Genomic DNA, 20,498 nt, shown 5'->3' on the forward strand with positions numbered 1-20,498 from the left:
CCCGTTCATAGGTTTCCGTAATTTTCCGCCGCAAATCTATAGAGTATGGTTTCATTGCTGACAATTTTGACTCATTTTCTCTTTATAGTACATTTGATTGTCTCTCACTCAACTGAAAACCGCTATAATAGCAAGGGTATCTGAAGAAGCAGGATATTTAGTGCTACCATCAGCATTGGCAGATAAAACATTAGGAAGAATTTGGTTGATCTCGCTTAAAGCTCTGCTAATAGCAATATGCGGATCAAAATGAGTCCCAAAACCAAGGATGATATCTTCTTCTGCTCTATCTGTTCTGCGGCTGATGGCAACGAAGGATGGGATGTTTAAATCGTTAGTGATATCTAAAATCCACAATTCCCGATGAATTGTTTGATAATATTTCCTCAGAGCTTGAAAATAAGGGTCATCAAAACTGTCTAAATCTACCTGTGGTTTTTTGAGGCGATTGTACCACCATAAGGCAACACAATCACGCTCCACTAATTCCATAAAACCTTGGAGGATTGCCTCTTCTATAGTATTACCAGCAGCACAGCCATTGGAGTCAGCCCAACAATCAGGTATGGGTAAGTTAGGATAGCCATAGTAGCAGTAAGCTGTTGGTAAATACTTAAATTCTTGATGAGTTAACGACCAAACTGGTGTCCACTCAATTTCTTTTTCTTCATCAAAAGGTTCGGGAATTTTTTGAAACCAGCCAGAACAATTTGCATTCCAATTGTGGCGATTGCTATATTGTGCTTGACTAAAAGTCATACAAGCATTAGGATGAATGGCTCGATTTATCAGTTGTTGGTAACGGTCATCTATAGCTTTTTCTTGATATGGTGCTACGCTGGCAATGGCACCCTGAAAAACTTTTACATTTGGCAGGAAAGGAACTTTTAAAGTTGTGATTTCGCTGGCATTTTCATTCAGCAGACTCTGCTCATTAGGTGAATCAAAAACTATTACTTTTCCTGGCTTTTCTATACTCACTTCTGACTTTGGAGGTGATGGTGCTATCCAAGGGGACTTTTTTGGGTTACTTGCAACCCAATGATGAAGCCACTCTCTTATATCTGTATCTTCTAACAGTTCTGGGTCTGGTTGATAAGATGGCATCTCAATTTTCTTATCTACCTCATCTATTTGAACTTGATTTATTTCTACTAATATTATACGAAAAACTTCAGCTTCCTCTTTAGACAAAATTTTTTGTTCAACAAGAAAATTTTTATCTTCTAAAGGAATTCTCTTACCATCTAACCATGACTGTGCAATTAGTTGGGAGAGCCTTTTTTGAGGAATGAGAATATTGTAGGCGTTCGGTAGATTCACAGTTTATAAACTCCTGAAAATTGAGGAATAGCAAACTTTCGCAAATGGAAAAATGAGCGCAATTTAGCGACATTTATAACAGTCTAAAAAGCGATTACTCATCAAACCTAAATTTAAATTGGCTTAACTACAATTAATAATATCGTTATTGATATTATATATGCGTAAAACATTAAAAAATACACATTTTTTAATAATTATAATTATTATGAGTTTTGCGAAATGTTTATATGAGAAATATGAGTTTTTCTATGATAAAAATAGGTTTCTATTTTAAGAATATTTGTTATGTAAACATCACTAAAACATCATACATAATATTTAATTCTATTTAATTAATGAGAAGCTTGGACTGAAAATACTGCCGATATAATCGACAACTAGGTGTAGCTTGGTTATTATCTAACTCGATCAGCCCCATACTGCTTAACTTGTAAGTAATGATGGGTTCTAATACTATTGGTTGAGTAGAATTTATGACAGTAGCAAGAGCGATCGCTAATTCAGGCTGCTCTTGTAAAGTTACCCAATGACGTTGTAAGTGGTGAACATAAACCCCAGTGGAACTATAAGCACTTTCTAGTAATTGTGGAAGAGCTACCTCCCCACGATTGAGATAGTAGAGTGCTATATTCACTAATGCAGGATGTCCCCCAACTATATCCATAAGTTGTCTAGCTTCATCCCCATCAGTCCAGTTAATTCCATATTGTTGGGCTAACTGTTGTACCTGTTCTAAACTAAAGCTGGTTAACTGAATTGGTAAGCCGACATTGAAAGGAGACTGCTGAAGTTGGAGAGGAACATAAATTTCAGTCGAGTGAACTATGATGAGGCGCAGCTTTTGCCAGATAGGTAATCTTTTAGCTTCTTCATACCAAGAACGCAGCAGGGGTAAAAAATCCTTAGCTACTTGGGGATACTCAAAAATCTGGTTTACCTCATCTAATGCCAAAACCAAAGGAGAATCAATCTGCTCTAATAAATAGTTTCTGATATACAAACTACAGCTCACTTTGCTGCCAATATCTTCATCCCAGTAATCATCTAGTTTCGGCTCTAACTGAAGCTGACTAGTCACGTTGGCACATAGCCAGCGCAAAAAACGATTCAAGTCGCTCAATATTGCTTGGTCGGTTTGTTCCAGATTTAAGCTAACAGTACGGTAGCCCTGACACTCCGCATAGTCTAGAGTCCTCAACAGTAGTGACGTTTTCCCCATTTCTCTAGGACCTTTAATCCGCACCAATGCTCCTGGCTTTCTAATTTCTGCATAAACCTGCTCTTCAATAAAATAGCGTTCCAGGTAGATGGGATAATCAGGCGGAACTGCACCACTGGGGTAGCGAGGTGAACACTCTTGACTAGAATCTGAGGATAGTCCTTTGAACTGCTGTCTTTGAGTTTTCATTAATGGCGCTGTTTGGGAAGCAGCGTAAGACTCCATCAGCATACGACAGTTTTTTTTAGTCACACGCTGGCCAATCAAATTAGAGAGCCGTTGACACAACTCTGGGGCTACCACATTTGTCAAGTATCCAGCACTATAGCCACCTTCTTCAGCAATTTTGTTATAGGTCTGATATTCCCAGATGCCGCGAAGAATGAGAACTTCTGTGGAATTGAGCGGACGATTTTGGCTCTCCACCAACTTGCGGTTAACTATCTCAATCAAAGAATCAAGGTTCATAGAGGCTCAAAGCTCATCTTGTGCCTATAAATTGACCTGTCCATAATCAAAATACCGTTTTTTGGCATAAAACGGAGTACAGATTTATAGACACAAACAATTTTTCTTAAAGATTGGTTTGAAAGTCTTATGTATTATTATATAATTATATAGGACTCATATCTGATTTTTGAACAAGATTTTAGATAAAACCCTGAGAAAACAGGCTTTTCAGTCTCAGTATGTTTTCAGAAATCAAATCGGAGTCCTATATGTATGTATACTGTTGTATACAAAATTTTCTATTAGCTTTATATGAGATTTCAAACTTATATTAATGAAATTTGCATGAGATTTATAGATTTTATTAAAAATAAAATCTATTTAATATTACAATACCTTCGCCAAAACAAGAGTGTGAAGAGAGAGGGCGCTCTGTAGTAGAGTTGTTGTCTTCCCAAACGACAACTCAAAAACTACAATTCGCCCATGTTCGACATCCTATCACTCCTACAATGCCTGCTACCGCAGATAAACGCTACAACAATGCGGCAGTTGAACCAAATAATCTTGGCTATGTTAGCAATGAACGGCCGAGTCACTATGTTAGGAATATCACGTTGGACAAGCACTGGTGGTAGTTATCGGACAATGTTAAGATTTTTCCATACAGTAATACCTTGGGCGACGTTATTTTGGCTATTTTTCCGCAAGCATTTGTTCCGTGCGAATGAAGTGTATTTGCTTGCAGGAGATGAAGTTGTAATAAGTAAATCAGGTAAAAAAACTTATGGACTGGATAGATTTTTTTCTAGCCTGGTTAGCAAACCTATATTAGGGCTATCTTTTTTTACATTATCATTAGTAAGTGTGGAGCAAAGGCACTCGTTTCCAATACAGATAGAACAGGTGATAAAGAGCGATATAGAAAAAAGTAGCCCGTCACCAACTAAAGATCGGAGACGCTGCCAAGCAGCCTGCTTTTACCCATGTTTCTTGGGAAGACTATCGTCGCTTGAAAGCTATTCTGTGTGGTGAACACCGGACACGCAACGATCGGGTGTTAGGCTATGCCGTCTACACTGAGCCACAAGTGGGTCGAGTGGGTATGACGTTAAAGCAGGCTCACAAACAGGGCATTACTGCCCGCGAAGTCACCTTGCCAATGGCTCACATTGCCCGTAGCATTGAGTGGGGGCACGATCTGGGTTTCTACCGCATGGTCATCGACACCCAAACGAATTTGATTTTAGGAGCAACGCTGCTTGGTTACGAAACGGCTGAACTGGTGCATGTCTTTTTGTCACTTATGGAAGCTAAAGCAACGTGGCAGGTACTTGAACAATCGGTTCACATTCACCCAACTTACGGTGAGGCATTGCCCAGTCTCGCAAGGCTACTCGTTGGAGATGATATGCCAACCTGTCCCAATATGTAACAAAGGAGCAACCAATAACTACTAACTTAAAGATGGGCGATCGCTTCAAGATATCTGCAAGAGGTTGCTTTAGTAAAAACCCTTCAAATTGTTTCCCTGATTTACTTATGGTAGTAAGAAGGAGAGCTTTTCACCCAGACATTATGGTTGTGATAAAAATCACCACGCTGTTCTAATGTAAACCCACCCAGCAATAATCCCAACCACACCTCTACCATCGGCATTTGCAACACACGTTGCAGTTTAACTAAAGAAATCTCATCTTTGACATTTATCAGATGGTTAGCGATCGCACTCTGCCATTTTTGGACATCCTCATCTGATGCCAAATTGCGGACATCTTCTAAAGTTGTCACCTCATTGAGCATTGCCAAAACATTCGCTTTTTCAACGGGTGCTACTACAGAATCACCCAACTCAGTAGGATATGAAAATTGGTGTGGGCCGTGTGGTTTAAAGGTTTGTGGTGTCTGCGGTTCAATCAAATCATCTAAATCTAGGTGCATTGTTGTCCGCACTAGACCAGCAAAGAGATCGGTGCTAACAATTGGCCCCAAAAGGCTATTGCGATCGCGGGTATCTTGCAACAGCACTTCGGCACGAGACTTAAGAATATCCGCAATTTGAGTGAAGGCAAGCGCTGCGGTTAATAACTGTGCCTCCAAGGGTAATTTTTCAAGCTCCGCATCTAAACATTCCCACATCGGTGCTAGTGTTGATGTCGCTGGAGATTCGGACAACTCATCTAATACATCCCAGATGGTTAATTGACGATATGTGGTCATCTCTAAGATTGTGGATGCAACGGGCAAGGCCGCACTGGGCAGTAGCTTGAGGTAATCTCAAACATATCCTTATATTGATAGAGTGAAACACTGTATTGTTTAGCAAATGCCTGCAACACCTGATCTGTATAGGCGCGTATTTTACCAGCCGTTAGCCCAAAGCAGTGAATTGGTTCCAGGCGACAAATAGGCTTTTGCCCCAGCCAGAGTTCTGCCGACATAGCGTGTAATGGTTTATCCCCCGGTTCTTTATATAAATACAGCACTGCAAAATATGTTGCTGGTTGGTTCGACTGTTACTGAATCAATTTCTGCTGAATGACTTTCACTCCGGCGACGGTAGAACGAACGGCGATTGTGACAGACTTTTGGATTCCAACATCCATCCCCTTGTGGTCCATGCAGTAGTTTAGCTTGAGTTGTTGGTAGTTTAGAACATAGCTGACACCGTTGATCCAATGGCTTTGGCATAGTCTACTCTGCTTCCTCTTCACCAATCGCACGATAGTAAGCAGCGATCGCAGCTTCTTGTTCGCTGCGAAGCGTATACCGCCGAAACGCTTTCTCGCTTTGATGCCCTGTTAGCTTACGGGCATGGCTGGGGTCAACTCCCAATAGCAATAAATCAGTAGCGTAGGTGTGACGAAAGGAGTGAGGATGCAAATCTTCAATTTGAGCAAGTGTCACTGTAACCATAAGTTGGTTCTTGGCAACTTTTGGTGATCTTGGTTGGGGAAGGCAGAAGGCAGAGGGCAGAAGGCAGAAGTCGGAAGTAAGAAAGATATAATTGAGATACTTCAAACTTCACTCCATCAAACATTTGAGGCATAAGCCTCAGCAAGGCCTATGTCGGTGCTAACTCACCTCTTACCAGATTCAAACAATCTGAAACTTGAGAATTGCCAACTTGACGAGATAAAAACTCAGATAAAGTTGATTGTTTCCGCCATCAATAGAGTAGTTAATTGTCCAGTTTGTAACCAACCAACTCATAAAATTCATAGTCGCTATGAACGCTTCTTAGCAGACTTACCCTGGGCTGATTACAGCATTACTTTACAATTAAGGGTGCGGAAGTTTTTTTGCATTAACACTTTATGTAAACGACGCATTTTTACAGAAAGGCTGACCAATGTAACCGCACCTTGGACTAGAAGAACTCTACGTTTAGCTCAACGACTAAGTGCGATTGCTTTAGCTAATGGTGGTGCAGCAGGAGTAAGACTCTCGGCGCAATTGGGGATAAAAGTTTCTCGCAACACACTATTAAATTTAGTCCGCTCCATCCCACTACCACCAATCGTAACGCCACATACTCTTGGGGTAGATGATTTCTGTTTTCGTAAATGTAAAACTTACGGCACAGCACTAATTGACCTGGAGCGCAGACGACCAATTGCGCTACTAAAAGATGCTAAGGCTGAAACCTTGGCAGAATGGTTAAAAGCTCACCCTGGTGTCAAAGTCGTTTCACGAGATCGCTCAAAAACTTATGAAAGTGGTATTCGTCAAGGCGCACCAGAAGCCATTCAAGTTGCAGACCGTTTTCATTTATTGCAAAACTTATTTCAAACGCTTGAGCAAGTCTTTGGTATTCATGCCAAAGTACTTAAAGAAGTGGAAAAACAAGTATTTAGTACTGATACTAAAGTGCATTTAGAGGTGGAAACAGCACTTGAAGAAGGCATTCGGGAATTGGATGGGGATACATACCCCACCCAATTGCAGACCACTGAAATTCAAAACGAGTGTGGGGATGTTAAACCCTTTTTGGCAGAGAATACAGACGGATTGACTGCACAGGAAAACCCTCAAACCAACATTCTGCCGTCTGCCGTCTGCCACGCCACTTGCTTCAAGTCGGCAAAGCCGCCCAACGCAGTGGCTCCTCTGCCTTTGCCCGATAACCTTTCCCTGATTACTGAGGCCAATAAGAGCCCAGTTGTGCCAAGGTTTCCCCAAAACACATCTTTAAAAAGAAAAGTCCAATCCGCCAAAGCACGGGATAGACGGAGGGAAATCCATGAGCAAGTTTGGAGACTGCGGTCTATTGGCTTATCAGGGCTAGCAATCGCTCAAGAGCTGGGAGTTTCTAAAACTACTGTATTCAATTACTTGCGTAGCTCAACTTTTACCGAACGTCGTGAACGTAGCGACCACGGTCTGAGTCTTCTCAACCCTTATCATGATTACCTCCTCAGTCGCTGGAATAGCGGGAACCACAACACCCAAGAACTGTTTGAAGAAATTCGCACCTGCGGCTATATCGGTGGTTATGCCACGGTCGCTCGCTTCACTCGTTATCTCAAGACCTTGCCCGGATTTGAGCCAGCAAAGTGTTCAAAGAAAAACGCGTCCCCCAGGGTTAGTTCTTCCTCCCATCGTCCTCTCACTCCTAGTCGCGTCCCAGCTTTAGTCTTGCGACGACCAGAATTAATACAGCCTAATGAGCGTGAAATCATCGCTCAACTACAAACAGCCCATTCTGATTTGAAATCAGCTATTGAACTAGCTCAACAGTTTGCATCTGTTGTGCGTCAACGTCTGAGCGAGCAGCTCGATGCTTGGTTACACAAAGCTAAAAACAGCTCTGTTTCTTTGTTGCGCTCCTTTGCTGTTAGTTTAGAGTCTGACTACGATGCTGTGAAAGCAGGTGTAACTATGTCAGTTAGTAATGGCCCAGTTGAAGGACATATTAATCGACTGAAAATGTTAAAGCGGCAGATGTATGGTCGCGCCAAGATAGACCTACTTGAGCGAAGATTTTTATTGGCAAGCTAAAAGGTATAATTCTTGTACTTCAAACTTCTTTTTGACTTCTAACTTCAAAGTTAATTATGAGTTATAGAAACCAATTTATCTGGCAAAGGGCGGTTCAACTTGCTATTAATTGTTATAAATTTACCCGCTTATTTCCTCAATCAGAATTGTATGGTTTAACCAGCCAAATCCGACGTTCTTCTGTATCTGTAGCATCCAATATAGCTGAAGGCTATGGAAGGCGCTCAAAGCCAGAATACATACAGTTTTTACATATTGCATTAGGCTCCTTGAGAGAACTTGATACCCAATTAATCATAGCTAAAGAAGTAGATTTAGCTGACAAAAACCTTTTCACTCCCCTATTGAATGAGGTCGAGGAAATGCAAAGTATATTAGTTGCTAGCTTAAACAAACTCAAAGCTTGAATTTATTACTTCTACCCTTCCGACTTCTGCCTTCTGCCCTCTGCCCTCTGCCTTCCCCCAACCAAGATCACCAAAAGTTGCCAAGAACCCATAAAATGAGCAACTTTGAAAGCATAAGTTGAGCAACAGATTGCTTGAAACCGTATTAACCATGTCAGAAGGAAAAAATAAATATAGGAGTTTTGAAAGCATAAGTTGAGCAAAAATATGATTGAGAAAGTATAAGTTGAGCAAACATTTTCAACACTTTGTTCATAAATATACAGCCTTGTGCTGAGATAAAGAGTAGGAGAGACTAATGATCGCAACACTCTCTCCTAACCGAGAATTATGCTTGACAACCTTGAGTTTAACAACTGGTGCCGTCAACAAGACCTCAGTCAAGCAGGGCAGGCAATCATTGAGGAGATTCGCAGCAGCAACCCATCTCGTCGAGTAACCGGAGCGAGGAAAAACGTTTGTGGCAGTTATCCCAGTCGAAAAATGGGATGTACTATTCAATTCGAGAGCAGAAAATTACGGGTTTACGAGGCATTTGTCTTAGCTTGCCAAACCCATGAACCCCCATTCAAGCCTCCATCGAGAATCACATTTTGCCAAGCTATCAAAAAGCGAAGCAGTCCAGAAAGATTAGCAATTTGGACATTAGAAGAACTGTACTCTGCCTTTTGTGAATGGGCATATTCGGTTTATGACCAACGATTGCATCCGGCATTAGGTAATAGTCCCCACGATGCTATCCCAAATTATTAATAGCAGCAGAGAAACTCAAAAACGCAATTGAGAATCCAGCGTTCTTTTCTTTAATTTTTTTATTTGGGCCAACAGGTGTGGGGAAAACCACTTTATTACGTCGGATCACACAAAAGTTACTAGCTTCTTTTCAAAAAGAAATGGAACTAGATAAAGGTTTTATTCCTATTGCTAATATCGAAGTTGCTACCCCGGAATTTAGTAATTTTGATTGGAAAGATTTTTATCTACGTGCTCTGGGCGTTCTCCAAGACCCCTGCATTCAGTTACCGGGTTATGGTCGAATCACTAATTTGAAATTGAAAACATCCTTAGAAGCTGCACTTAAACATCGTCGTCTAAAAGTTTTTTGCATTGATGAAGCACAAAATCTCAGTAAAGTTGCTAGTGGGCGCAAATTACGCGACCAGACAGACTGTATCAGTAAACCAAAAAGTTTTTTCCCCAAGAGCGATCGCTAATCCAGCTTACGTAGTTTAAAGTATCAGATAAGACTAAGCACATAATTAATACTTATGCTGCTGTGAAAGGTTTCAAAAAATGAAATGATGAGAGTGATGTGTAGCATATTGGCTTAAAAATTTGACGGCTCCATCAGAAGAAATGGCAATAACCGACTCAGAAACCCTTGAAGAGGTTATTAAGTGCTTAATAGAAAATTTTTCTTTTTGATTCTCAAGGAGTATGTGACCAACAGACTTTATTTGAGATTCTGACTTATGCTGCCAGCAATGGAGATAGTATTGAGAACACTGCTAAATTATTAAAGAATGTTCCTACAGCTAATGATATTAGATATCATCTTAATAAAATCAACAATTTTGAGGAGTTAGAGACACGAATTAATCAAGCCTTGAAAAGTCGAATTACTTTGGGTTTAAAAAAAGGATGTTTAAAAATAGCGATTGATTTAAATTTAATTTGTTATTATGGTAAGCCAACTTTACTAGGAATTAGAGTACATATATCGAAGTCAAGCGAAATCCGGTACTCATTCATTTTACGCCTATGCAACTTTATATGTAATTACCAAAAATAAGCGCGTAACTCTGGCTATTAGAGGAGTTCGTCAACTAGATACCAGTGTCGCTATCATTACTTATTTATTAGCAGAACTTGACTCTCTTCAAATAAATGTAAAGAAACTCTATTTAGATAGAGGGTTTTTTAATACTCCCGTAATTAGATGGTTGCAGGCATTAGATATTTCCTTTATTATGCCTGCTATCAAGACAGGAAAAAAGGGGGGAATTAAACAATTTCTGTAAGGATTCAGGTCTAATATTTAGGAAGCAGGGATGGGCGAGACAGATAATTATTGGAATTAGCCAGCAGTGCTTGTGCAAAAAAATCAATCACAGACCTACTTTGACGGCGGCAGGTTTGCACCACAGTCAACAAATTGGCAGTATGTTGAAACCGCTCCATTGAACGGGAACCACCGCTAACCTTACGTTTGGTCACAGCCAAACGAAGCGATCGTTCAGCGAGATTGTTATCAGGAGGGACTTCAGGGTAGTCAAGAAAATACCACCATTGATTTGCTTTATCGCGCAAAGAACGTAAAAGCTGGCCTGCCGTTGCTCCTGCCTTGTCAATCCACTGATTGAGTGAGGAGTGCAACTTAGCTTTGAATTGATTGACCCAATCGTTATAACTACTTGAATCAAGAGTCTTAAACCATTGAGCATAGCTCCTAAAGGCTTCATCAATTAAATCAACAAACGCTTCACCAATAGCTTGGTTGTGAAGACCTGAATCCTTACATTAGTTTTTTGAAGTGACGACGTAGATGTGCTAAACATTTTTGCTGGGCAACAACTTGATAGCCATTGTAAACACTAAAATCGTCACTGCTGAGTACCCCTGCATATTTAGCCCCTAAAATCGTTTCTAATTCGGATCGTGAACGAGTGTCAGCCGCAGTAAACAGGCAGAAGTCAGAATTGGCAACTACCCACAACCATTCTTTGATTCCTTTAACTGACCAAGGCGTTTCATCCACATGAATATTAGGTTGTGTCTGTTTTATCCAACTGCTTAATTCAGTAATGCTTGGTTCAATTGCTTGTTGTATTCGTTCATTGGTTGCGACTAAAGTACCAACCCCGATTTCTACTCCTCCCAATTCCCATAGCATTTCTTGTTGTTTTTCATAGGGTAGATGCCCGTAATTATTTACCCACCCTAAAAAAGCTTGCAACCTAACTCCCAAGTCTTGTCCTGGAACTATATCACCAGACAAATCCGCAGCTTGTAAGTTTCCACAATGCGAACATTTGCATATATGCCGATGATATTCTACGATTTCGATTGGCCGTTCCACTAACTGGGCAACCTGTTGTGTTTCAATTTTCACAGCTTCACTAGAAAATTTTGTGTTACCACAACAGGTGCAAAACTCCGGACGTAAAATTTCAAAACGGTCGATTCTTCCAAACCCTTTACGAGTTTTGCCCTGATGTCCGGGTTGCCCTCCTGGTTTGCGTTTGGCACGATTCGATTCAAGCTCGTTTTCTGATTTTTTATTTTCAGATTTTTTCAGGATGTCCCCAGATGGCGGTTTTGAAGATGTCTTGCTATCAAGGTCTCGACTAACACTCAGCCGCCCTACCTCTTGTTTGAGTTCTTCTATTGTTGCTTGTAACTGCTGGATAACGATCGCCTGCTCAATGATTATATCCACCAACTCTTCTTTGGACAGCTGGTTAAGACTTTTCCGATCGATTTGTTGAGGCACGTTGAGGTTCATGTTTGTGATACTCCACTCCAAGCGTCCCCTTTGTCAATACCCTGCCACCTGAATCCTTACCCATAGGTTAAGACCTTTCTAAAAGAATGAAGACAAATCTTGATCTACAAAGCTGCAATCACTGCTCCAGCAATTCCACCAGTCGGGTCAATCCTAATACTTCTTTGTGTATCCATTGATGTACCTTTATTTTGACAAGAATAAGTATAACGTTTCACAGTCAAATATTATGTTTGAGTAAATGTTTTAGTTTATGTATAAGTTATACAAATTCTCATCAAACATTCAAAAGTGGTAGATAAAATTGAACTTATTTACCTAGCAAGATACAAGAACTATTTGATGGTTTATGTTTTAGTTAAAAGTCAGGGAATTAATCAGGAATTTTGCGGAGGTCGAGAGTTAATCAACAGAAAGTAGACTACTTTTCTGGGTTTAGCTATTGCTTATCCAAAAGTTTCGTTTAAAAACAAAGAATTTTGGGGTTGCTCTAATGCTAAGTCCTGTGTTAACAGTCAGTATCTTTCAAAAACAATCCGACCCTAAAGTATTTTCAGCAGGCCAAGTCATTTTTGAAGAAGGACAGCCTGGTGATGAAATGTATGGCATTCTTGAAGGAGAGGTAGATATATTAGTCAATGGCAAGATTGTAGAAACCATTGAGACGGGCGAAGTTTTTGATGTCGGGGTACTTGTAGGAGTTAAAAATAGAACTTACACAGCTATCGCCAAGGTAAATAGCAAACTGGTTTTCCTTAATGAGAGAGAGTTTCTCTTTGCCGTTCAAGAAACACCCATGTTTGCCGTAGAGGTGATGAAAAGTTACTCAAAGTGTCTAAGTCGCTTGCAGCATCTGGTCTAAAGCCACGTCTAGACAACAGTCATTGCATCCTACCCACCAGTTGCTTTTCCTAACGTGATTGACTTTCACATATCTACCCCATCTAACAACAGATATAAGGCGGGGAATATTTCTCTTTAATACACTACCAATCAACTGAATTTTTAGGAGAATATAAATGTTAGATATTGATGAAATGAGTTCAAAAGAAATACACGAACTACTACACCAAGTAGGATACGGTCATCTTGGCTGCGTACACGAAGGCAAACCCTACGTGATGCCAATGTATTATTATCTCGAAGAAGAGGACATCTACCTGTTTACAACGGTCGGCATGAAGACTCATGATATTGACGCGAATCCAGAAATCTGCCTACAGGTTGAAGAAATTCACAGCCCCCTTCATTGGCGCAGCGTGATTGTAAATGGTCGAGCCTCGCGTCTCACCGAGCATTCAGACATCGATCGCGTAATGCACTCGATCAAAGAGCGCAATACAACGCTGTCACCTGCGATCAATCGAACTTGGATTGATGCTGAGGGACGTTCAGAAGCGATCGCAATCTACCGCATCCATGAGAGTGAAATAAGTGGACGAACCACTGATGGAGTCAGCAGTTAGTCAGAATCAATAAAAACGCTGTGTAAAAAAGTGCAACTGCAAACCACTTATGAGGCAACTTGTTGATCCTCTATGGCACCTCATTCACCTGTTTGGACACTATCGGCCCAGCAAGTCTACGAAACTCTGTCAACTTCGACACAGGGACTTTCAGAGGCAGAAACAGCACTCAGAATCAAGCATTACGGGTTTAATGAACTACCCGAACCAGCTAGGCGATCGCTATTACTCCGCTTCACCGACCAATTGACCCATTTTATGGCACTCTTGCTCTGGGTCGCAGGGACGCTAGCTTTTATTTCCGGTACACCTGAACTAGGCTGGGCAATCTGGGCAGCGATCTGGATTAATGCCGATTTCAGTTTTTCGCAAGAATTCCAGGCAGAACAAGCGTTAGCAGCACTCAATAAAATGTTGCCTGCGCGAGCTAAAGTCTATCGAGATGGGACGTTATATCGGATGCTCGATTGCGTCAGATATTGCAGCAAAAATCCGGGTTAGTCTTTGCGCGTGTGATGCCTGAACAGAAGTTAAGACTGGTTCAGCCCGCATTTCTCACAAGCTTCAGGCGTTTGATAGAGCAGAGGGGCAGAGGGGCAGAGGGGCAGAGGGGCAGAGGGGAAAGAACTTGGTATTTGAACTCTCCCCTGCTCCCCTGCTCCCCTGCTCCCCTGCTCCCCTGCACAAGCACGGGCTTTGAGAGGTGTGGTGAGAAATCCGGGTTCAGGCTTACATTGCAATGGGTCATATCGTAGCCGTGACGGGTGATGGCGTGAATGATGCTCCAGCCTTGAGAGCCGCTAATATCGGTATTGCGATGGGTATGAGTGGTACGTGGCGCGGGAAGCAAGCTACGCGCAGCGTCTCGTAGAGAAGCGACGGTCAATTAACATCTTTTCTAATTCTGTTACTCTTTATCTTGGCAACTATGATGACGCAAATCCAAACTGATCCGCAAAATGACTCGCAGAAACCTGACAAAGCTGTTAAGGAGCGCGAACCCGCCCAAGTAGAGCAGCCTACTAAACCTAACTCTGTGGAAGAGAAAGAGAAACAGAAACCCTGGCAGAAGATTCCTAAACCGATTTGGGTCATTGGTGCCGTCTTACTGCTAGCAGGAGTAGGATATGGCGTTTACCGTCTGTTTTTTTACAGTCCTGATGCCGCAGGACTATCTCTGAGTGGACGGATTGAAGGCTACGAAACTGATGTCTCTGCCAAGATTGGTGGTCGAGTTGCCCAAGTCTCTGCGCGAGAAGGCGATACTGTAAAATCCGGTCAAATCCTCGTACAAATTGACGACTCTGACTTACGCGCTCAGTTGCAGGGAGCGATCGCACGAGTGCGTGCTGCCGAAGAACGATTGCAGAGTGCCCGTCAACAATTGCCTGTATTGCAAGCACAGCTTGAACAAGCCAGCTTAACGACCAACCAATCTACTCAAGACAGTCAAGGGCGTGTGCTAGAAGCAGAGAATGCAGTTGACCAGGCGCGTTCTAATTTAGCTGAAGCTCAAGCTAATTTAGTGCAGGCACAGTCAAAACAACGTCGTACTAGCCGACTGTATGCCGAAGGAGCAGTAGCAGCACAGCAGCTTGATGATGATAATGCTATTTTGGGCGCGAACCAGGCGAAGGTTTCTGCCGCTCAACAGCAGGTAAAGTCAGCCGGCGGACGACTTACTCAAGCACAGGCAACGCAACAGAACACGCCGATTCGTGCAGCTGCGGAACTTCAGGTGCAGAAACAGATTGACCAAGCCAAGACTGACACTGCGGTATCGCAGCACGAAGTCCGGGATGCTTTAGCAACCCAAGCACAGATTCAGGCAAATTTGAATTATCTGGTGATTAAGAGTCCGATAGCGGGAGATGTAATTACGCGATCGATAGAACCAGGCGAAGTTGTTGCCGCAGGCGCACCGCTCTTGACACTGGTAAATCAGCAGAAGCTTTACCTGCGTGGCTTTGTCGAAGAAGGACAAATTGGTCAGGTCAAACTAGGGCAACGGGCACAGGTCTATCTTGATTCGTTTCCCGATCAACCGTTGGAAGCAACAATTAGCCGGATTGATCCCAAAGCAAGCTTTACTCCAGAGAACACCTATTTCAAGAAAGACCGAGTGACGCAGGTGTTTGGTGTCGAACTCACTCTCAACAACAACGCACAGGGAAAAGCAAAGCAAGGGATGCCTGCGGACGGGCGGATTCTTCTACCAGAATCTGAGCCGAAGCGATCGTCTACGCTGATGCCTGACCGAATAATTACTAATTCGTAATTCGTAATTCGTAATTAATGGACAGAGCAACTCAATTTATTGATGGAGATAAAAAACATTATTCCTTTTTTCAAGCCCCCGACTTTCCTACGGAACGCTGCGCGAACAGTCGTGGGGTAACAATTACGAATTACGAATTACGAATTACGAATTATTTAAGCCATGACACAAACACTTCCCGCACGGGCTAAGACTCAGCGCCCAAATGCACCGATTATCTCCATCCGTGATTTGAGCCACCGCTACGGAAAACACGCGGATGAAGCCGTCGCAGGGATCAATCTAGATGTCTTTCCCGGTGAGATATTTGGATTAATTGGTCCCGACGGTGCAGGCAAAACAACCACCTTTCAGATTTTATCGGGCGTGATGCCCCAAACCAGCGGCATTGTTGAAGTATTGGGAGCGGCACCGAGAGAGGTACGCCCCCAGATGGGCTATCTGACTCAGCGCTTTAGCCTTTACCTAGACCTGAGTATTTTGGAGAACCTGAAATATGCGGCAGGCTTGCGAGAAGTGAGTGATGCTGACCTTAAGACTCGCAGCGATCGCTATTTTGGTTTACTAGATTTAACCCGTTTTAAAGACCGTTTAGCCGGAAAACTTTCGGGCGGCATGAAACAAAAACTTGCTTTGTGCTGTACGCTGATCCACAATCCACGAGTGCTATTGCTTGATGAGCCGACGACAGGCGTTGATCCCGTCTCGCGGCGAGAGTTTTGGGATATTTTGGCGCAGCTTGCGAGTACGGAAGGCATTACCACTGTGGTTGCAACGCCCTATCTAGATGAGGCGGAGCGTTGTGCCCGCATTGCCTTTATGTATGAGGGCAAGATTCAGCAGAGCGACACGCCGGCTAAGGTGAAGGCAAGCTTAGGAGTGCAGCGATTAGAGGTATTTTTGCCTGTTGCTCAACTGGATCAGGCGGAAGATATGCTCATTAAGAATGTTGATTTTCGAGAAACCATTTCTGATGTGCAACGCTTTGGCGATCGCCTTGATGTGCTGACTGCCCAGCCTCAGCAAACCACGAAGGATATTTACCGAATCTTAGAACAGCAGCAGATTCAGATCGAGAAGGTTAATACTGATTCGCCCACGCTTGAAAATACTTTTGTGTCAAGGCTACGCGATCTCAAAAGTAATGCGGCGGCTGGCGAATATCCGCGTATCGATCGACAAGCAAAATCTACGGGAACGGCGATCGGGGCAGAACATCTCAACAAAGTATTTGGGAATTTCCATGCCATTAACGACCTCAACTTAGACATTCAATATGGTGAAGTGTTTGGGTTATTAGGCGCTAACGGTGCCGGAAAGACAACTGCGATTAAAATTTTGTGTGGATTGTTGCCCGCTAGTTCTGGCAAGGTTTCGCTTGCAGGTGCAACGGGCGCATTACGTAGTGCGGCGGTGCGTCAAAAAATTGGCTATATGTCGCAAAAATTCACGCTCTATGACGACTTAACAATCGACCAAAACCTGGATTTTTACTGCGGTGTTTATAGTATTCCCCTTGGCAATCGTCCCGCCAAAAAACAATGGGTGCTAGAAATGAGCGATCTGGTAGGTCAAGGCAATATGATGACCGTCGATCTCCCTGGTGGTTGGAAGCAACGGGTTGCCTTTGGTGCCTCAGTCATGCACGAACCCAAGATTCTGTTTCTCGATGAACCGACATCGGGTGTCGATCCCCTAGCACGACGGCAATTTTGGCGCTGGATCAATGAGTTTGCTCGCAATGGCATGGCGATTTTAGTCACCACTCACTACTTAGAAGAGGCGGAGCAGTGCCATCGTTTGGGCTTTATGGTAGCGGGAGAATTGGTTGCCCAAGGATCTCCGCGTCAAGTCAAAGATGCTCAACCGGGGCAATTAGTAGAGTGGGAGTGTGCCCCGTTGCAGCAAGCTTCGGATCTGCTCAAACAACACTTCGATCGCTCACAAGTCTCGATTTTTGGCGATCGCTTGCACACCGTTCTAGATGATCTCCAAACGCAAGTGCCTCAAGTCGAACAGTGGCTCAAGGAAGATGGCGTTGACGTACAGAGCCATCGTGAAATTGAGTTCTCGTTAGAAGATGTGTTCATTAATGTGGTGGATCAAGCGCGGCAACGCGGTCTTGATGTCCCCGTAGACTAGCGAGAATCCTTATGCCACGAAAATAATGAAACAATTACAAACTCTGAAACCCAGACTAAGTAAGACTTTCTTAATTACGAATTACGAACTACGAATTACGAATTGGTATTATGGCAATCCGGTCAAAACGCATCATTGCTCAAATCATTAAAGAACTGACTCAATTGGGACGCGATCGCCTGACGTTGATCATGGCACTAGGCTTACCCTTGGTACTACTCTTGGTGTTTGGCTTTTCGACCTCCCTTGATGTCAACCGCATCAACATTGCGATTCAAGACTTAGATAGCACCCGGATCAGCCGCGAGTATATTTCCACTTTTGAGCGCACCAACAAATTTAAACTGGTTGCCCAAGGATCAACGGTTAATGTGCCTCGGCTGCTGGACACCGGACAGGCTGCTGCTGGGGTGATTATTCCACCAGAGTTCGCGCGCGATCTGCGGCGACCTGAGCGAGAAGCTCAAGTGCAAGTGTTGGTAGATGGCACTGATGCGAATACGGCTAACCTTGTGCGGGCTTATGCTAGAGCAACGACCAACGCCTTCACCGAAAACCTGCGATCGCCCAGTTCGTCCACCACCAATCTGATCGCCGAAAATTCACGACCCTCTGGCTCTGCGACTCCAGTGACCCTACAGACCCGGCTCTGGTATAACCCCGGTCTGGAAACTTTGAAATACATTGGACCCGGAGCACTGGCAATTACAGTGACGCTGTTTCCAGCATTACTGGCAGGGCTAGCGACCGCAAAAGAACGTGAACAGAATACGATTACTCAAATTTATGCCTCTAGCATGACGGGAGCAGAGTATTTGTTGGGCAAAGCCGCTGCCTTTTGGTTAGTGGGCATGGCAGAAGTGCTGCTCACCAATGTCGAGTCGTGGGGCTTTTTCGGGCTATGGTTTGTTGGAGACCCGACACCTGTCATCGTTGGATCGGCACTGTATATTGCCTGCGTTGTCCTGTGGGGTATTTTTCTGGGTGCCAATTCCAGCACTCAGAGTGCCGTTATTCAGTTTGTCTCCTTGACGGCTTTCTTACTATCTCTGCAATTTTCTGGGTATATTTACCCGATTTATAATATTCCAATCTACATTCGCTGGATTTCCGCGCTTGTGCCTGCCAGTTACTATATTTTGCTAACGCGCGATGCTTATGTACGTGGCGTAGGTTGGCTCGGCGTGTGGAGTTCGATACTGGCATTAGCCGCGTTGACAAGCTTATTTTTCTTTCTGGCGTGGCGCAAATTGCAGAAGATGCAGGTAGAAACGTGAGGCACGATCTGATGACAACTTTCTTTGATCGCATTTTAGGCAGCCGCTTTTGGGCACTTTTTCGCAAAGAAGTTTCGCAAATTCTGCACAATCCCCAGTTATTGATTCAAATCTTGATACCACCTACTCTGCTGCTGCTACTGTTCGGGTCTGCGCTGAACCCAACGTTTAAAAACCTGCGGGTTGGCATCACCGACTATAGCCATAGCCGGGCTTCACGAGAATTTCTTGAACTGTTTAGTCAAAGCAACGCCTTTGATATTGCTCAGTACTACGCCAATGAGCAGGATATGACAGCAGATTTAGCGAAAGGCAATCTGACTGTTGGCATCACCGTTCCCTCAGAATTTGATCGAGACCTTGCCCGTCAACGCCCGACGCAAGTGCAGGCACTCTTCGATGCCGTAGATGCCAATACTGCTAGTATTGCTTCTGGCTATTTGAGTCAGTTGGTGGGTGACTACAACTCTCGACGTTTGGCCAGCAATCAACGTCGTCAAGGCACAGGGACAACTGCTACTAATCCCATTGAAAAAGAGGAAAAGGGGCAGGGAGCTGGGAGCAAGGAGGATAGTTCAGATGGGGATTCGACACTTACAACCAATGCTCTGGCTCAATTGGATAGTTCAGGAGCTAACGCAACCCTACAACGCAATCAAGTTCAACTTGTAACCACGCTCTTCTACAATCCCGGCTTAGAAGGTTCTTGGTTCATCGTCACTGGAACCATTGGCATTTTGCTAACTTCGATTGGTCTTCAAGCCGCCGCTTCCTTAGTGGTGCATGAGAAAGAAGCAGGGACAATCGAACAACTGCTGATGACACCTGCTTCTAACATCGAAGTCATCTTGGCAAAAATTGCGCCCCTACTGGTTCTGCTGACCTTCGATGCTGCGATTGCACTTACGGTCGGAAAAATTGCTTTCAATTTACCGTTTCGAGGCAATCTTCTAGTTTTTTTTAGTATCTCAGTGCTCTATTTTTTGGTAGGAATTAGTATTGGCATCATGATTGCCTGCTACGTCAAAAGCGAGCAACAGGCGCAACTGATCTCGTTCTTTATCAGCCCACCGCTCATACTCCTGTCTGGAGGCAATTCACCCATTGCTGCCATGCCAACCTATGTGCAGTGGTTGACTTATCTTGATCCACTGCGTTACTACACCGAAGTTTGTCGTGGCGTGATATTAAAAGGAGTTGGGCTGGCAGAGTTATGGTCCCAAGTGCTGATTTTGTTAGTGTTTGCGATCGCGCTAATGGGATTGAGCATTCGGCGGTTTCGCAATCAATTAACTTAAGCGATCGGCAAGGCTGGGCTGTGTTAAGAAGCGTTGCACATATTCCGTCTTCTCCAAAGACATATCTATGTGCAAAGGCGCACCGCTCGTCCGTGACGTATCTTTAGCTTTTAAACAACCAAATAAGCG

General features: G+C 43.5%; 16 protein-coding genes and 5 pseudogenes. 15 read left to right on the forward strand and 6 right to left on the reverse strand.

The features are described from left to right. Positions 1–108: 108 nt before the first annotated feature. The gene (locus CDG79_RS19015; RefSeq protein WP_317616593.1) at positions 109–1,323 is read right to left on the reverse strand and encodes a YcaO-like family protein; all 1,215 of its coding nucleotides are present in this window, start codon (positions 1,321–1,323) and stop codon (positions 109–111) included. Positions 1,324–1,654: 331 nt separating this feature from the next. After that, positions 1,655–3,013 (reverse strand): AAA-like domain-containing protein, encoded by a 1,359-nt coding sequence (locus CDG79_RS19020; protein WP_094343521.1) that lies wholly within the window; start codon positions 3,011–3,013, stop codon positions 1,655–1,657. A 468-nt stretch (positions 3,014–3,481) separates the two neighbouring features. Between CDG79_RS19020 and CDG79_RS19025 the strand changes: the two are divergent. Next, a pseudogene (locus tag CDG79_RS19025) lies at positions 3,482–3,940 on the forward strand (transposase); the annotation flags it as partial. Between the two features lie 112 nt (positions 3,941–4,052). Next, positions 4,053–4,430, forward strand: a complete 378-nt coding sequence (locus CDG79_RS19030) for a hypothetical protein (RefSeq protein ID WP_223278210.1) — start codon at positions 4,053–4,055, stop codon at positions 4,428–4,430. A gap of 101 nt (positions 4,431–4,531) precedes the next feature. Here the strand turns inward: CDG79_RS19030 and CDG79_RS19035 are convergent, their stop codons facing one another. From CDG79_RS19035 to CDG79_RS43830, 3 genes and pseudogenes are all read right to left on the reverse strand, one after another. Further along, positions 4,532–5,215, reverse strand: coding sequence for a hypothetical protein (locus CDG79_RS19035; RefSeq protein ID WP_094343522.1), 684 nt, complete (start codon positions 5,213–5,215; stop codon positions 4,532–4,534). A gap of 2 nt (positions 5,216–5,217) precedes the next feature. Beyond that, positions 5,218–5,686, reverse strand: a pseudogene (locus CDG79_RS19040) (hypothetical protein). A gap of 3 nt (positions 5,687–5,689) precedes the next feature. Further along, positions 5,690–5,896 (reverse strand): annotated as a pseudogene (locus CDG79_RS43830) (tyrosine-type recombinase/integrase); the annotation flags it as partial. A 165-nt stretch (positions 5,897–6,061) separates the two neighbouring features. Here CDG79_RS43830 and CDG79_RS19050 point away from each other — a divergent pair. The 5 genes and pseudogenes from CDG79_RS19050 to CDG79_RS45525 all read left to right on the forward strand — a co-directional run. Further along, positions 6,062–7,996, forward strand: a complete 1,935-nt coding sequence (locus CDG79_RS19050; protein WP_094343523.1) for an ISL3 family transposase — start codon at positions 6,062–6,064, stop codon at positions 7,994–7,996. A 56-nt stretch (positions 7,997–8,052) separates the two neighbouring features. Next, on the forward strand, positions 8,053–8,403 hold the full coding sequence (locus tag CDG79_RS19055; protein ID WP_094343524.1) for a four helix bundle protein: 351 nt from the start codon (positions 8,053–8,055) through the stop codon (positions 8,401–8,403). 330 nt (positions 8,404–8,733) lie between these two features. Then, positions 8,734–9,156 carry a hypothetical protein gene (locus CDG79_RS19060; RefSeq protein ID WP_094343525.1) on the forward strand — a complete coding sequence of 141 codons (423 nt, stop codon included), beginning with the start codon at positions 8,734–8,736 and terminating at the stop codon, positions 9,154–9,156. A gap of 53 nt (positions 9,157–9,209) precedes the next feature. Then, the gene (locus CDG79_RS19065) at positions 9,210–9,617 is read left to right on the forward strand and encodes an ATP-binding protein (RefSeq protein WP_223278211.1); all 408 of its coding nucleotides are present in this window, start codon (positions 9,210–9,212) and stop codon (positions 9,615–9,617) included. A 142-nt stretch (positions 9,618–9,759) separates the two neighbouring features. Continuing rightward, positions 9,760–10,421 (forward strand): annotated as a pseudogene (locus tag CDG79_RS45525) (ISH3 family transposase); the annotation flags it as partial. Positions 10,422–10,434: 13 nt separating this feature from the next. Here the strand turns inward: CDG79_RS45525 and tnpC are convergent. Further along, positions 10,435–11,908 (reverse strand): annotated as a pseudogene (gene tnpC / locus CDG79_RS19075) (IS66 family transposase). A 493-nt stretch (positions 11,909–12,401) separates the two neighbouring features. On the opposite strand from tnpC, the gene CDG79_RS19080 reads away from it, so the two are divergent. The 8 genes from CDG79_RS19080 to CDG79_RS19110 all read left to right on the forward strand — a co-directional run bounded on the left by CDG79_RS19080 (position 12,402) and on the right by CDG79_RS19110 (position 20,369). Next, a complete protein-coding gene (locus CDG79_RS19080; RefSeq protein ID WP_094343556.1) occupies positions 12,402–12,770 on the forward strand; it encodes a Crp/Fnr family transcriptional regulator in 369 nt (122 codons plus the stop codon). 175 nt (positions 12,771–12,945) lie between these two features. Next, a complete protein-coding gene (locus tag CDG79_RS19085; protein ID WP_223278205.1) occupies positions 12,946–13,374 on the forward strand; it encodes a pyridoxamine 5'-phosphate oxidase family protein in 429 nt (142 codons plus the stop codon). Positions 13,375–13,446: 72 nt separating this feature from the next. After that, positions 13,447–13,875 (forward strand): cation-transporting P-type ATPase, encoded by a 429-nt coding sequence (locus tag CDG79_RS19090; protein ID WP_094343528.1) that lies wholly within the window; start codon positions 13,447–13,449, stop codon positions 13,873–13,875. 238 nt (positions 13,876–14,113) lie between these two features. After that, the gene (locus tag CDG79_RS44880; RefSeq protein WP_262985812.1) at positions 14,114–14,245 is read left to right on the forward strand and encodes a hypothetical protein; all 132 of its coding nucleotides are present in this window, start codon (positions 14,114–14,116) and stop codon (positions 14,243–14,245) included. A 57-nt stretch (positions 14,246–14,302) separates the two neighbouring features. Beyond that, positions 14,303–15,652, forward strand: coding sequence for an HlyD family secretion protein (locus tag CDG79_RS19095; RefSeq protein ID WP_223278206.1), 1,350 nt, complete (start codon positions 14,303–14,305; stop codon positions 15,650–15,652). A 162-nt stretch (positions 15,653–15,814) separates the two neighbouring features. Further along, on the forward strand, positions 15,815–17,794 hold the full coding sequence (locus tag CDG79_RS19100; RefSeq protein WP_094343530.1) for an ATP-binding cassette domain-containing protein: 1,980 nt from the start codon (positions 15,815–15,817) through the stop codon (positions 17,792–17,794). A 110-nt stretch (positions 17,795–17,904) separates the two neighbouring features. Continuing rightward, positions 17,905–19,071, forward strand: coding sequence for an ABC transporter permease (locus tag CDG79_RS19105; protein WP_094343531.1), 1,167 nt, complete (start codon positions 17,905–17,907; stop codon positions 19,069–19,071). 11 nt (positions 19,072–19,082) lie between these two features. Then, positions 19,083–20,369, forward strand: coding sequence for an ABC transporter permease (locus tag CDG79_RS19110; RefSeq protein WP_094343532.1), 1,287 nt, complete (start codon positions 19,083–19,085; stop codon positions 20,367–20,369). The last annotated feature ends 129 nt before the right edge of the window (positions 20,370–20,498 follow it).

The sequence above is a fragment of the Nostoc sp. 'Peltigera membranacea cyanobiont' 232 genome (genome assembly GCF_002245985.1).
In the GTDB taxonomy this organism is placed as follows: Bacteria; Cyanobacteriota; Cyanobacteriia; order Cyanobacteriales; family Nostocaceae; genus Nostoc.

Bases quoted from the DNA above. Each gene is read 5' to 3' on its own strand.
- CDG79_RS19020 (WP_094343521.1), bottom strand. From the start codon at position 3,013: ATGAACCTTGATTCTTTGATTGAGATAGTTAACCGCAAGTTGGTGGAG.
- CDG79_RS19035 (WP_094343522.1), bottom strand. From the start codon at position 5,215: ATGACCACATATCGTCAATTAACCATCTGGGATGTATTAGATGAGTTG.
- CDG79_RS19050 (WP_094343523.1), top strand. From the start codon at position 6,062: ATGTCGGTGCTAACTCACCTCTTACCAGATTCAAACAATCTGAAACTT.
- CDG79_RS19055 (WP_094343524.1), top strand. From the start codon at position 8,053: ATGAGTTATAGAAACCAATTTATCTGGCAAAGGGCGGTTCAACTTGCT.
- CDG79_RS19060 (WP_094343525.1), top strand. From the start codon at position 8,734: ATGCTTGACAACCTTGAGTTTAACAACTGGTGCCGTCAACAAGACCTC.
- CDG79_RS19080 (WP_094343556.1), top strand. From the start codon at position 12,402: ATGCTAAGTCCTGTGTTAACAGTCAGTATCTTTCAAAAACAATCCGAC.
- CDG79_RS19085 (WP_223278205.1), top strand. From the start codon at position 12,946: ATGAGTTCAAAAGAAATACACGAACTACTACACCAAGTAGGATACGGT.
- CDG79_RS19090 (WP_094343528.1), top strand. From the start codon at position 13,447: ATGGCACCTCATTCACCTGTTTGGACACTATCGGCCCAGCAAGTCTAC.
- CDG79_RS44880 (WP_262985812.1), top strand. From the start codon at position 14,114: ATGGGTCATATCGTAGCCGTGACGGGTGATGGCGTGAATGATGCTCCA.
- CDG79_RS19095 (WP_223278206.1), top strand. From the start codon at position 14,303: ATGATGACGCAAATCCAAACTGATCCGCAAAATGACTCGCAGAAACCT.
- CDG79_RS19100 (WP_094343530.1), top strand. From the start codon at position 15,815: ATGACACAAACACTTCCCGCACGGGCTAAGACTCAGCGCCCAAATGCA.
- CDG79_RS19105 (WP_094343531.1), top strand. From the start codon at position 17,905: ATGGCAATCCGGTCAAAACGCATCATTGCTCAAATCATTAAAGAACTG.
- CDG79_RS19110 (WP_094343532.1), top strand. From the start codon at position 19,083: ATGACAACTTTCTTTGATCGCATTTTAGGCAGCCGCTTTTGGGCACTT.